Origin of the sequence: Bradyrhizobium sp. SZCCT0231 (genome assembly GCF_018130245.1) — a bacterium.
GTDB lineage: Bacteria > Pseudomonadota > Alphaproteobacteria > Rhizobiales > Xanthobacteraceae > Bradyrhizobium > Bradyrhizobium japonicum_F.
In genome coordinates this window covers 171,410-184,137 of sequence record NZ_JAFCKP010000004.1, presented here as the reverse complement: position 1 = coordinate 184,137, position 12,728 = coordinate 171,410, and the positions used below count along the sequence as shown (strand labels likewise).

The 12,728-nt window shown below is 66.5% G+C and carries 9 protein-coding genes and 1 pseudogene; 4 read left to right on the top strand and 6 right to left on the bottom strand.

The features are described 5' to 3' along the window. Window positions 1-137: 137 nt before the first annotated feature. Together JQ566_RS13820 and JQ566_RS13815 are read left to right on the top strand one after the other, a co-directional pair. A complete protein-coding gene (locus JQ566_RS13820; RefSeq protein WP_212372776.1) occupies window positions 138-1,196 on the top strand; it encodes an AraC family transcriptional regulator in 1,059 nt (352 codons plus the stop codon). 143 nt (window positions 1,197-1,339) lie between these two features. Continuing rightward, window positions 1,340-2,737, top strand: a pseudogene (locus JQ566_RS13815) (serine hydrolase domain-containing protein); the annotation flags it as partial. Between the two features lie 50 nt (window positions 2,738-2,787). On the opposite strand, the gene JQ566_RS13810 reads toward JQ566_RS13815, so the two are convergent. After that, a complete protein-coding gene (locus JQ566_RS13810; RefSeq protein WP_212372775.1) occupies window positions 2,788-4,155 on the bottom strand; it encodes an MmgE/PrpD family protein in 1,368 nt (455 codons plus the stop codon). 117 nt (window positions 4,156-4,272) lie between these two features. On the opposite strand from JQ566_RS13810, the gene JQ566_RS13805 reads away from it, so the two are divergent. Both JQ566_RS13805 and JQ566_RS13800 read left to right on the top strand, forming a co-directional pair. Then, window positions 4,273-5,388: an FUSC family protein gene (locus JQ566_RS13805; protein WP_212372774.1), complete on the top strand. Its 1,116-nt coding sequence runs from the start codon at window positions 4,273-4,275 to the stop codon at window positions 5,386-5,388. Window positions 5,389-5,488: 100 nt separating this feature from the next. Beyond that, a complete protein-coding gene (locus JQ566_RS13800) occupies window positions 5,489-5,887 on the top strand; it encodes a VOC family protein (protein WP_212372773.1) in 399 nt (132 codons plus the stop codon). A 34-nt stretch (window positions 5,888-5,921) separates the two neighbouring features. Here JQ566_RS13800 and JQ566_RS13795 read toward each other — a convergent pair whose 3' ends face one another. The 5 genes from JQ566_RS13795 to gyrB all read right to left on the bottom strand — a co-directional run bounded on the left by JQ566_RS13795 (window position 5,922) and on the right by gyrB (window position 12,700). Beyond that, on the bottom strand, window positions 5,922-6,410 hold the full coding sequence (locus JQ566_RS13795) for a DUF2867 domain-containing protein (protein WP_212372772.1): 489 nt from the start codon (window positions 6,408-6,410) through the stop codon (window positions 5,922-5,924). Beyond that, a complete protein-coding gene (locus tag JQ566_RS13790; protein ID WP_212372771.1) occupies window positions 6,407-7,801 on the bottom strand; it encodes an MATE family efflux transporter in 1,395 nt (464 codons plus the stop codon). The genes JQ566_RS13795 and JQ566_RS13790 overlap by 4 nt, the downstream gene beginning before the upstream one ends. Before the next feature lie 312 nt (window positions 7,802-8,113). Then, the gene (gene murA, locus JQ566_RS13785) at window positions 8,114-9,409 is read right to left on the bottom strand and encodes a UDP-N-acetylglucosamine 1-carboxyvinyltransferase (RefSeq protein ID WP_212372770.1); all 1,296 of its coding nucleotides are present in this window, start codon (window positions 9,407-9,409) and stop codon (window positions 8,114-8,116) included. A 141-nt stretch (window positions 9,410-9,550) separates the two neighbouring features. After that, window positions 9,551-10,018, bottom strand: coding sequence for a hypothetical protein (locus JQ566_RS13780; protein ID WP_212372769.1), 468 nt, complete (start codon window positions 10,016-10,018; stop codon window positions 9,551-9,553). A gap of 246 nt (window positions 10,019-10,264) precedes the next feature. Then, complete coding sequence (gyrB, locus tag JQ566_RS13775; RefSeq protein ID WP_212372768.1) at window positions 10,265-12,700, bottom strand: DNA topoisomerase (ATP-hydrolyzing) subunit B; 2,436 nt, start codon at window positions 12,698-12,700, stop codon at window positions 10,265-10,267. Between the last annotated feature and the right edge of the window lie 28 nt (window positions 12,701-12,728).

Below are 12,728 nucleotides of genomic sequence, written 5' to 3'. Positions count from 1 at the left end.
CTCGGAGTACTGGATCGCCCGGTCAAGCCGGGCGATGACAGCGGTGGATGCCGCCCTGGCGTGTGGATGGTCCTTGAAAAAAGGGTCGCAACGAACGATGTTCGGCTGATTTCAACCGCGACCGATCGCATCGCCCGATGACACTCGCTGCAACCGAGCTTGCCTTTCGCGCCGCGTCCGTCGCGCTGCTGCTCGTGCTGGCGGCGTCATTGGCCTCCGATTTTCGCAATGTCCTCGCCGCCCGCCTCGGCGCGGCCTTCGCGCTCGGCTCGGCCGCGCACGCCGCGAGCTATTCGGTCGGCGTATCGTCGCTGGTCCCGGCGTGGCACGCACCGCTGATTGCGCTCTCGACCGGCAACATCGTGGTGTTCTGGCTGTTCACACGCGCGCTGTTCGATGACGAATTTCGCCCGCAATGGTGGCACGGGTTGATCTGGGCGGCAGTGACGGCCTTCAGCTTTGTCGGGTGTCTCTGGATCGCACCCGGCGGGAACGCGCGCTTCTCCGTGGTCGCGGTCGATCTGATCGTGCTCGGCTTCATCGCGCTCGCGATAGCGCAGACGGTCAATGCGTGGTCCGTCGATCTGGTCGAGCGCCGCCGCAATGTTCGCGTCTTCATCGTCTGCGCAGCCGCGCTCTATGGCGGGTTGAATGCGCTGCTCCAGATCCTCGTTGCCGGCAGTGCGGGCGAGGTCGCCAATACGATCAATACAGGCGTGCTTGCCGGCATCGTTGCGGCCATTGCCTATGCGATGATGCGCGTCGACGGCGCCGATCTGTTTCCGGTGACGGCCGAGCCCGCACCGGCGACCGCGCCGATCCAGCCCGTGGCCGAAGACGCCGTCGACCAAAAGCTCATCGATGCCCTGATGCGCCTGATGGCGGACGAGCGGATCTATCGCCATGAGAACATCACCATCGGCGTGCTCGCGACCCGGCTCAAGATTCCCGAATACCGCCTGCGCCGGCTGATCAACCAGCGGCTCGGCTACCGCAACTTCAATGTGTTCCTGAACAACCACCGCATCGAGGAAGCCAAGGCCGCGCTCGCCGATCCCGCCCAGGCCGAGGTCCCCGTCATCACCATCGCCATGGATGCCGGCTTCCAGTCGCTGGGGCCGTTCAACCGCGCCTTCAAGGCCGTCACGGGCGTCACGCCGACGGAATATCGGCGGCTGAAGATGAATGCGGCATGAGTTACAAGTCATTGTAATCAAAACGATATTTCATAATCGGCGAGCTTTTCGCGGTTTCAGTAAGGCCATATTCCAAATCCGGCGAGCGCTCCTCCCTTCACGCCAGGCTTCCTCCCGGCACGCACCCAAGCCGGAGAAAGCCCGTGACCCGCCGCCGCAAGATCATCCTCCTCGCCACCACCATGGCCTGTGCCGGCCTCGCGCTCGGCGCAGCCCGCGCTCGCGACGTGCCGAAGGTCGCCACCGGCTTCGTCGCCGATATCCTCTGCTCCGAGACGTTCGTCTCCGGCCTCGATGTCAGGCGCAACTTCGCGGAGACCACCGACGCCATGCCCGGGACCGGCCTGATCAGCTGGGCGATGGACTACAGGGTCGACCTCGTCCGCAAGGATGTCACGGTGACATTGTTCGGCCTCGGCCGCAGCCATGCCGTGTATCGCGGGGGCCTCGGCTGCACGCTCGAGCACGGCGCTGGCGTTGCCGCCGTCGAGCCGCCCGCAGGCGACAGGCAGCCGGCATTGTTGCCCGAGATCGCCGGCCCCGCGATCGTGCCGCCGCAAAGCCCCTCACTGGCCGCCGCGCTCGACCGTGCCTTCACCGAGCCCGCGCAGCCGCCTTTCCGCCGCACCCGCGCCATCGTCGTGATGAAGGCCGGGCGCGTCATCGCCGAGCGCTACGCCGATGGCATCGGGCCTGAGACGCCGCTGCTCGGCTTCTCCATGACGAAATCGGTGGTCTCCGCCCTGATCGGCGTGCTGGTGCGCCAGGGCAAACTGAAGCTCGACGGCCCCGCGCCGGTCGCGGCCTGGAAAGATCCCGATGATCCGCGCCATGCCGTCACCGTCGATCAGCTCTTACGTCACACCGCGGGCCTTGCGCTCGGCAGCTCGCTGCAGGCTTCGCTCAGCTCGGCCTTCGAGCCCGTCAACCGGATGAAGTTCGTGGAGACCGACATGGCCGCCTATGCCGAGAGCATCCCGCTCGAGACCGCGCCCGGCACGGCGTGGAATTACCACGACGGCAACATCATGATTCTCTCGCATCTCATTCGTAACGCCGCCGGTGGCAATCCCGTTGACGCGCTCGCCTTCGCACACCGCGAATTGTTCGCTCCGCTCGGCATGCGCCATGTCGTGCTCCAGCTCGACGGCTCGGGCACGATCGAGGGATCGAGCGAGATGCTCGCGTCCGCGCGCGACTGGGCGCGCTTCGGCCAGCTCTATCTCAATGACGGCGTCGCCGGCAGCAAGCGCATCCTCCCCGAGGGCTGGGTGAGCTACACCGCCACGCCCACGCCAAACGCGTGGGTCGGCATCGGTGCCGGGTTCTGGACCAACCAGGGCGACAGTTTTGGCGCGACGTTTCGCGTGGAGCACGGCTGGCCGCGCGATGCCTTCTTCGCCAAAGGCACGATCGGGCAATACACCATCGTGATCCCGTCGGAGAAGCTGGTGATCGTGCGGATGGGCCGCTCGCCGAACGCGCCGCCGGAGGCGGATGGCGTGTTCGATCTCGTGCGCGACGTGGTGGCAGCGACGCGCACCACCTCTTCGCCTCTCCCCGCAATCGGGGAGAGGCGAAGAGACGGCTCCTACCGCCCCAACTCCGTCGCCTTGGCCACGCGATCGAAGCGCTCCAGCGTCATGATCGCATCGGCAAACTTCTCCGCGCGCGCGTTCAGCACCGGGCGGGCCAGCGTCAAAAACTTCTGCTGCATCGCCTGCGTGTCCGGGAACGAATTCGGCTCTCCCGACGGATCGGCATAGAGCCGCTCATGCACACCATCATCGGTGGTGATGCTGACGCGGGCGCCGAACGGGTGGGTGCGGCCGATCTCGAGGCGATCGTCCTGCACCACGTCGAACTTGTCGGCAAGCGCGTCGATGGCGGCATCGCCGAGCCGGTTGTAATCGTCCCAGCCGAACGAGCCCTGGTCGAGCGCGAGCGCACCGGTGAAGAACATCGAGAACTGGCCGCCGACGATCGAGCGCGGATGCCGCTTGGTCGCGGCGTCGCCGGTCAGCGTGATGCCGTTGCGGTGCAGGCCGATCTCGACGCGCTTGACCTGGTCCGGCGTCAGATTGTGCTCGCGCCGCATCGCGATCAGCGCGTCGATCGCCGCATGGGTGTAGCGGCAGCTCGGATAAGGTTTTACGCCGATCTTCATGGTCTCATAGGTCTTGCCGAGCTCGGCCACCGCCTTGTCCGGATGCGCATCGTCGGTATAGCCGGCGAGCAGGCCGTGCTTGCCTTCGACTGACTCGGTCGCGCCGACGAAATCGTTGCGCGCCAGTGTCGCGGCGATCACCCCGTTCATCGCGGCGGCGCCGACCTGGTAGCGCTTGTTCCAGGCGCCGTTGACCAGAAATTGCAGCGAGCCCGCGGCCTGGCTGCCGGAGACGCCGAGCGCGGCGATCAGCTGCTGCTCGCTGAGGCCGAACAGCTTGCCCGCGGCCGCGGCCGCCCCATAGGTGCCGGCGGTCGCTGTGGGGTGGAAGCCGCGCGCGTAATGCGAGGTCGGGTCGAGCGCATTGCCGAGCCGGCAACAGACCTCGTAACCAGCAACGATCGCCGTGAGCACGTCGCGGCCCGACGCGCCCACCATCTCGCCGACGGCGAAGGCGGCCGGAACCACCGGCGCGCTCGGATGCAGCGAGGAATCGGCATGGGTGTCGTCGAAATCGAGGGAGTGGCCGAGCGCGCCGTTGAGCAGCGCCGCCACTGCCGGCGTCCAGGTCTTGGCATCGCCGAACACGGTGGACTCGCCCCTGGTGTCGAGCGCCAGCGCCTCCAGCATCTTCAGCATCGACGGGGTCGATTCCGCCTCGCGCCGCGCCCGGATCGCGCTGCCGAGGAAGTCCAGCGTCAGCACTTTGGCGCGCTCCAGCACCTCCGCCGGAATATCCTGGTATTTCAAATTGAAGACATAGGCAGCGAGCGTTGCGGTTTCGTGGGCCATCGTGTTTCCTCGTTTTGGCGGGCAAGTTAGGCGGGCTGATTTGGCCTTTCAAGCGGCCTCGCGGGGGCGGGGATCAGCCATGCTTTTGCTCGGCTCAAGAGGATCGGGATATTCCGTATGACGCGCGCAAGGCAGCTGTTCGAGCGGATCCGGTCGCGGCGCACGCAGCTGGGGCTCGCGATCCGGGTCACGGTGGCCGCCACCGCGGCCTATGCGATCGCCACCGCGCTGCATCTGTTGCTGCCGCTCTGGGCGGTGCTGACCTCGCTGATCGTGACCCAGATGAGCGTCGGCCGCTCGCTGAAGGCGACGCGCGACTACATGCTCGGCACCATCGGCGGCGCCGTCTATGGCGGCGCCATTGCGATCCTGATCCCCTATTCCAGCGAAGCCGGCCTTCTCGGCCTGCTCGTGCTGTCGGTCGCCCCACTCGCCTTCATCGCCGCGATCAATCCGAGCCTCAGCGCGGCCACGGTTACCGCCGTGATCGTGCTCCTGGTTCCGACCATGCATCACTCCGATCCCATGGCCTCGGCGATCGACCGCGTCAGTGAGGTCGCGGTCGGTGCCGTCACGGGACTGCTGGTCTCGTTCCTGGTGCTGCCCTCGCGCGCGGTGCGGCAGATCCGCACCAGCGCGGCGACGCTGCTCGAATTGATCGCGGATGCCTTCACCGAGCTGCTCGCGGGTCTCACGCGCGGCCGCGACAGCGACGCGCTGCACCGGATCCAGGATGGCATCGGCACGGCCATGGTCAGCCTCGATGCGATCGGCTCCGAAGCCGAGCGCGAGCGCGCCGCGCGCCTGTCGAGCGGCCCGGACACCGGCCCGTTGTTGCGAACGATCCTGCGGCTGCGTCATGACGTCGTGATGATCGGCCGTGCCACGGTGGTGCCGCTGCCGGTCGAGGTGCAGATGCGGCTGGCAGTACCCCTGACCGAGGTCTCGACCATGATCGCGCGCTTCCTGCGCTCGGCCGCCGCGGCCTTGCGCGAAGGCGCCGGCGCGCCGCCGATCCATCCCGTGCATGTCGCGCTCCAGCATTACGCCGAGGCGGTCGCGTCCGTCCGTCAGGACGGCCTGATCCGCGGCCACCCCGGCGACACCGCCGAGCGCTTCTTCGCACTCGGCTTCTCCCTGGAGCAGATGCACCAGAATCTCCGCGACCTCGACCGCGTCGTCGGGGAGTGGTCGGAGGCCGCAGGCGACGAGTCCGTGCGTGTGGCGGAATAGTGCGCGCTCGGAAGCTTCGGCTTCCGATAGCTGCGCGGACACGATCGGCCGTGTCTCGTGCCGCAGGACAGGTAAATGAGGTCAGACAGAGGAGGAGAGCATGTTGAGAAACGCGAAGGTGGCAACTCGGCTTCCGGCCAAGGACTTGAACCGCGCGCGGGCGTTCTACTCCGAGAAACTCGGGCTAGAGCCGATCGAAGAACGCCCGGGCGGACTTCGCTACATCTGCGCAGGGGGCGAGTTTGCGCTGTTCGTCTCGGCAGGAATTCAATCCGGCACGCACACGCAGATGGGCTGGGAGGTCGAGGATATCGAAGCAACCGTACGCGAGCTTCGCGCGCGAGGGGTCGAATTCGAGGAGTATGACATGCCGGGCCTAAAGACCATTGGGGGAATTGCCGAGATTGCCGGGAACTATCCCAGCAAGGGTGCCGGAGAGCGGGGCGCGTGGTTTCGCGACAGCGAAGGCAACCTGCTGGGAATCGGGCAACCGGTGTGAACTCATAGCTGCCGTAGGAGGTCGACGGACAGCGTCATCGGGCCGGCTCCACGATGCGTCCCATCATGCTGCGGACCACCAGCTTGTGGAAGGGCATGATCAGCGCGAGATAGGTCCGGCCGAGCAGATTGTGCGTGCGCACCAGCGTGGTCGAGGTTACCCGGCGGCTCGCGGCATCGCCTGAAACGTCGACGACGAGGCGGAAGTCGAGATGAGAATCGTTGAAGCCCGCGACCAGCTGCTCCGGCGTCTCGCTCACCACCGGAAACAGGCCGATCAGGCCGTGCGGCGCCGGCGCGCCTTCGCCCGATGTCTTCAGCCCGAACGGCGTCACCAGGATGTTGCGCAGGCGCAGCAGCATGTCGATCCAGCGCGGTCCGTGCAGCACCATCCGGACGCAGGCCTCGCGCGCATCGATCCTCGCCGCGCCGATCTCGACGCGAAACGCATCGATGAATTGGGCGCCTGCCAGCACCGCGCCGGCGTCGACCTCAGGCGTGACTTCGCGGACCGTTCCCTTCATTCCGCCAATCTGCGCGCCAGCATCCGGAAGCGCAAGATCAACAGGGCGGCATAGACGAACGAGCCGATCGAGAACCCGATCCAGACGCCGACCGCGCCCAGTCCCGCGTGGAAGGCAAGCACCCAGGCGATGGGAAAGGCGACGCACCAATAGCCGATCGCCGCGAACACCAGCGTCATCCTGGTGTCATTGATGCCGCGCAGCGCCCCGCCCATGATGGTCTGGAGGCCGTCGGCGATGAAGAAGCTCGCGCCGACCAGCAGCAGCGTTGCCGTCAGCTCGACCGTTGCCGCGCTGGCCTCGCTGCGGCCGAAGAACAGCCGTCCGAGCTCGTAGCGGCCGAGAATGATCGCAACGGTCAGGGCGGCGACGAACGCGATCCCGAGCACCGCTGCGACGAGCCCTGCACGCCGCACCGCGACCATGTCGTCGCGGCCGAAGGCATGGCCGACGCGCACCGTTGCCGCCATGCCGATGCCGAGCGGCACCATGAACAGCACGGCGGTGACCTGGAGCGCGATCTGGTGCGCGGCGAGCGCCGCGGTCGAGATCAACCCCATCAACAGCGCGGCGGAGGAGAACAATCCATATTCCAGCAGCAGCGAAAACGAGATCGGCGCACCGACCGCGACGAGCTGACGCATCAAGGGCCAGTCGATCCGCCAGAGACGGGCGAGCGGATGATAGTCCGCGAACGGCTTGCGCAGTCCTGCGATCGCGAGTGCGGCGAGGAAGGTGCCGAGGTTGACCAGCGTGGTCGCAAGCCCCGCGCCGAACAGGCCGAGCTCCGGCAGGCCGAACAGGCCATGGATCAGCGCATAGACCAGCGCGGCATTCACCGGGATCGCCGCAACCGTGATCCACAGCGGCGCCTGCGGCCGGTTCACCGCGCTCATCATGCTGCGCAGCGCGATGAAGCCGAGCGCCGGCGCAATGCCCCAGGCGAGGCCGTTCAGGTAGCGCTGCGCCAGCGCGGCCGATTGCGGCATTTGACCGAGCGCGAGCAGAATCTGCTCGCCATAGAGCGGCGAGGCCATCATCGGCAGCGAGATCAGGAGCGCGGCCCACAGGCCGACGCGCAAGGAGCGGCGGATGCGCCTGACATCGCCGGCGCCGAACGCCTGCGCCGCCAGCGGCGACACTGCGGACGTCAATCCGAGCCCGAAGGTGAAGCTGACGAAATAGACCGTATGGGCCAGCGCCGCCGCGGCCACCGCATCTTCGCCGAGCCGCCCGATCATCGCGAGATCGGTCGTGATCATCGCGATCTGCCCGAGCTGGGTCAGCATCATCGGCACGGCGAGGCGCAGCGTCTCGACGAATTCTTCGGCAAGATGATTTGGCGGCACGCCGGCTTGCGGCTGCGCATGATGGTGGACGGTGTCGAGCATGGCCGGTCAATAGCACAGCCGGGCGACGAAAACATGGTCACGTGTCCCGGACGCGCGCAGCGCGAGCCGGGACCCAGCAGCTACAGGCTCCGATGTTGCAGCATGGGCCCCGGCTCAGCAGCGCATCACTGACGTGCTGCGCTGCGTCCGGGGCACGAGATGGGTGTGGGATGCTCTATCCGCTAGCTCGGAATCGTAGGGTGGGCAAAGGCGCACTTGCGCCGTGCCCACCATCGATCCAACACCGCAACAGAAGCCGTGGGCACGCTTCGCTTTGCCCACCCTACGATATTGTGGCGCGGAGAGAACGCCTCAGCTCTTCCGCTCCGGCACGCGCTTGATCTTCGCACCCAGCGCGTTCAGCCGTTCCTCGATGCGCTCATAGCCGCGCTCGATCTGGTCGGCATTGTTGATGGTGGAGGTGCCCTCGGCGCAGACGGCGGCGAGCAGCATCGCCATGCCGGCGCGGATGTCGGGCGATGTCATCGGCGCGCCGCGCAGGCGGCTGGGGCCGGCGATGATGGCGCGATGAGGATCGCAGAGAACAATTCTTGCGCCCATCGCGATCAGCTTGTCGACGAAGAACATCCGCGATTCGAACATCTTCTCGAACATCAGGATCACGCCCTCGCATTGCGTGGCCGTGACGATCGCGATCGACATCAGGTCGGCCGGGAAGGCCGGCCAGGGCTGGTCCTCCAGCTTCGGCACGTGGCCGCCGAAATCGTCCTGGATCTTCAAGGTTTGATTGGAGGGCACGATGAGATCATCGCCCTCGACGCGGCAGACGATGCCGAGCCGCTCGAAACCCATGCGGATCGAGCGCAGATGCTCGACACCGGCGCGCGTGATGCGCAGCGGCGAGCGCGTCACGGCGGCAAGTCCGATCAGCGAGCCGACCTCGATGTGGTCGGGCTGGATCCTGTAGGTCGCCTCCCCCAGCGTCGCCTGTCCGTGCACGATCATGGTGTTGGTGCCGATGCCTTCGATCCTGGCACCGAGCGCGACCAGGAAATAGGCGAGGTCCTGGACATGCGGCTCGGAGGCCGCGTTGCGCAAATAGGTGACGCCGTCGGCGGCGACCGCCGCGACCAGCGCATTCTCGGTGGCGGTGACGCTCGGCTCGTCCAAAAACACGTCCGCGCCGGCGAGTTTTGGCGCGCGGAATTCGAGCCGGTCGGTCGCGGTGACCTTTGCCCCCAGCTGCTCCAGCGCCAGCACATGGGTGTCCAGCCGGCGCCGGCCGATGACGTCGCCGCCGGGCGGCGGCAGCATCACTTCGCCGCAGCGCGCGAGCAGGGGTCCCGCAAGCAGGATCGAGGCGCGGATGCGCACGCACAGCTCGGGGTCGAGATCGGCGGCGCGGATGCTCTTGGCATGGATGTGAAGCGTGTTGCGGGCAGTCCATTCCGCCGACGCGCCGACCGAGCGGATCAGCTCGACCAGCGTCTCGGTGTCGCGGATCCGCGGCACGTTCTCCAGCGTGACCGGATGCTCGGTGAGCAGCGCGGCGGCGATGATCGGCAGCGCCGAATTCTTGTTGCCGGACGGCTCGATCGAGCCCGAGAGCCGGTGACCGCCCTCGACGATATATTGGATGGGCGCCACGTCGGTTTTCTCCGTCCTGTTGCGGTGGGGCGGGCTGCTTCGGAGGCGGAAACTACCGAGAATTGAGCAGGGTAGCAATTCTGCACTTGCCGCGGCGGAGCGCCGCTCATCGGACCCGAACGGTCCCGCTGCACCGGGCGTTTAGAACAAGCCGATGATATTCGCCACCACATAAAGGATCACGATCAGCATCAAGACGCCCATGGCCAGGAACGAGATCTCGATGGCGATGGCGCCGGTCCCGAGCGCGGCCGCGACGCCGGCCAGCAGCCTCTCCTCGCGGAATACGAGGGCAAGGACCGAGAACAGGATGGCGAGCAGGCCGAGCGAGATCGCGCCGATCGAGGCTGCCTCCCTCAACTGGCTTCCCGTCGATTTCTCGCGCGGCGGCGCTTGATATTCGACGCCCTTGACCCGCGCGATCAGGCGGTCCTTGAGGCGGTGACCGGTGTCGACGATCACCTTGTCAGCCGGCGGGGGCGGATAGAGCGCCGGCACGACCCAATGCGGCAAGACGGCCGCGACCAGCGCCAGCACGCCGACGATGCTGCCGATGATGCCGAGCCGGCGCGAGGGGAGGGCAGGGCTGACGGTCGCAGAGCTGGTCATGGCATGGCGTTTCCCGGCCGGAGCCGGCCTTGCGGGTTCATGCCGTTTCGTCGCGATGGCGGCTGGTGAGGTTCAGGGGTGCTGTCGCCATGACGGTGGTGTGCTCCCTCCCCCGCTTGCGGGGAGGGTCGGGGAGAGGGTGTCTCAACGGGACAACCCCAAGAGCCCTCACCCCCGACCCTCTCCCGCACGCGGGAGAGGTGCAGCGAGTGCTTGGCTGACAGATCAAACCTAAAGGCAACCGCCTCAAATATCGATCGTCGCGCTCAGCGAGTGTTCCTGGATGAAATCGCGGCGCGGCTCGACCACGTCGCCCATCAGCTTGGTGAAGATGTCGTCGGCCTCGTCGACCTCCTTGACCTTCACCTGCAGCAGCGAGCGCGCGTCGGTGTTCAGCGTGGTCTCCCAGAGCTGCTCCGGGTTCATCTCGCCGAGGCCTTTGTAGCGCTGCAAGGTGATGCCCTTGCGGCCGGCGTCGGTGACCGCCTCGAACAAATCGGCCGGGCCGTGCACCACGTGCTCGGCGTCCTTGCGCCGCAGCTTGCCGGAGCGGGCGTAAACGTCCTGGAGCTTCGTCGTGTACTCGTCGAGCTTGCGGGCCTCGACCGAGCCGAGCAGCGCATCGTCGATGACGGCGGCTTCCTTGACGCCGCGCACGGTGCGCTCGAACAGGAAGCCTTGGCCCTCGACGAACTGCCCGACCCAGCCGCGCTCGACCTCCTCGGCCTGGGTGTCCAGCCGGCTCGCGATGTATTGCGCCGCGGCCGCCGCCTTCTCGGGATCGCCGTAGATTTCCTTGTTCAGCACGCCGGTGATGGCGGCCTGCTCGACCACCTTGCGGTTATAGCGGCTGTGAAGGTTGCGCAGGATGCTGCGGACGACGCGGGCATCGTCCACCAGCGCGCGCAAATCGCGCCCGGAGCGATCGCCGCCGGTGCCGGGGATGTACACGCAATCGTCGAGGCCGGCGTCGATCAGATAGTCTTCCAGCGCCCGCTCGTCCTTCAGGTACTGCTCGGACTTGCCGCGTGAGACCTTATAGAGCGGCGGCTGGGCAATATAGAGATAGCCGCCATCGATGATGTCGCGCATCTGCCGGTAGAAGAAGGTCAAGAGCAGCGTGCGGATGTGAGCGCCGTCGACGTCGGCGTCCGTCATCACGATGATTTTGTGATAGCGCAGCTTCTCGACCGAGAACTCGTCGCTGATGCCGGTGCCGAGCGCGGTGATCAGCGTGCCGATCTGCTCTGACGACAGCATCTTGTCGGGACGGACGCGTTCCACGTTCAAGATCTTGCCGCGGAGCGGCAAGACGGCCTGGAATTCGCGGTTGCGGCCCTGCTTGGCGCTGCCGCCTGCCGAGTCGCCCTCGACGATGAAGAGTTCGGACTTGGCCGGATCCTTTTCCTGGCAGTCGGCGAGCTTGCCGGGCAGCGAGGAGACCGAGAGCGGGCTCTTGCGCGTCAGCTCGCGCGCCTTTCGCGCGGCTTCACGGGCCGCCGCGGCCTGGATCACCTTGCCGACGATCATCTTGGCCTCGCTCGGGTGCTCCTCGAACCAGGCCTGCAGCGCCTCGTTGAGGACGTTCTCGACCACGGGACGCACTTCCGAGGACACCAGCTTGTCCTTGGTCTGCGACGAGAATTTCGGGTCGGGCACCTTCACCGACAGCACGGCCGTCAAGCCTTCGCGGCAGTCGTCGCCGGTGAGCGCGATCTTTTCCTTCTTGGCGTTGGCCTCGGCATAGCCGTTGACCTGGCGCGTCAGCGCGCCGCGGAAGCCGGCCAGATGGGTGCCGCCGTCGCGCTGCGGGATGTTGTTGGTGAAGCACAGCACGTTCTCATGGTAGCTGTCGTTCCACCACAGCGCGGCTTCGACGCCGATGCCGTTGGCTTCCGAGCGCACCATGATCGGCGCCGGCACCAGCGCCTTCTTGTTGCGGTCGAGATATTTGACGAACTCCTCGACGCCGCCGGAATAGTACATTTCCTCGCGCTTCTCGACCGCGTGGCGCATGTCGGAGAGCGCAATGTTGACGCCGGAATTGAGGAAGGCGAGCTCGCGCAGACGATGCTCGAGCGTGGCGAAATCATATTCGATGTTCTTGAAGGTCCCGGTCGAGGCCAGGAACGTCACCTCGGTGCCGCGCTTGCCCGGGGCGTCGCCGACCACCTTCAGTGGGGCGACGGCATCGCCATGGGCGAACTCGATGTAGTGCTCCTTGTTGTCGCGCCAGATCCGCAGGCCGAGCTTGCTCGACAGCGCGTTGACGACGGAGACGCCGACGCCGTGCAGGCCGCCGGAAACCTTGTAGGAGTTCTGGTCGAACTTACCGCCGGCGTGCAGCTGGGTCATGATGACCTCGGCCGCCGAGATGCCTTCGCCCTTGTGGATGTCGACGGGAATGCCGCGGCCGTCGTCGCGCACGGTGACGGAATTGTCGGCATTGAGGATCACGTCGACGCGCGTGGCGTGGCCGGCGAGCGCTTCGTCGATCGCGTTGTCGACGACCTCGTAGACCATGTGGTGCAGGCCCGATCCGTCGTCGGTGTCGCCGATATACATGCCCGGGCGCTTGCGGACGGCGTCGAGACCCTTGAGCACGCGGATCGATTCCGCACCGTATTCGCTCGGATTGGAGGGCTCGTTTTCGGCAGCGGGCTGCCGAGCAGGTTCTGTCATGAGAGGCCTTCGAGATGTCGCCCGAATC

Coding starts and splice junctions, on each gene's coding strand:
- JQ566_RS13820 (WP_212372776.1), top strand. CDS start 138: ATGACACTCGCTGCAACCGAGCTTGCCTTTCGCGCCGCGTCCGTCGCG.
- JQ566_RS13810 (WP_212372775.1), bottom strand. CDS start 4,155: ATGGCCCACGAAACCGCAACGCTCGCTGCCTATGTCTTCAATTTGAAA.
- JQ566_RS13805 (WP_212372774.1), top strand. CDS start 4,273: ATGACGCGCGCAAGGCAGCTGTTCGAGCGGATCCGGTCGCGGCGCACG.
- JQ566_RS13800 (WP_212372773.1), top strand. CDS start 5,489: ATGTTGAGAAACGCGAAGGTGGCAACTCGGCTTCCGGCCAAGGACTTG.
- JQ566_RS13795 (WP_212372772.1), bottom strand. CDS start 6,410: ATGAAGGGAACGGTCCGCGAAGTCACGCCTGAGGTCGACGCCGGCGCG.
- JQ566_RS13790 (WP_212372771.1), bottom strand. CDS start 7,801: ATGCTCGACACCGTCCACCATCATGCGCAGCCGCAAGCCGGCGTGCCG.
- JQ566_RS13780 (WP_212372769.1), bottom strand. CDS start 10,018: ATGACCAGCTCTGCGACCGTCAGCCCTGCCCTCCCCTCGCGCCGGCTC.
- gyrB (WP_212372768.1), bottom strand. CDS start 12,700: ATGACAGAACCTGCTCGGCAGCCCGCTGCCGAAAACGAGCCCTCCAAT.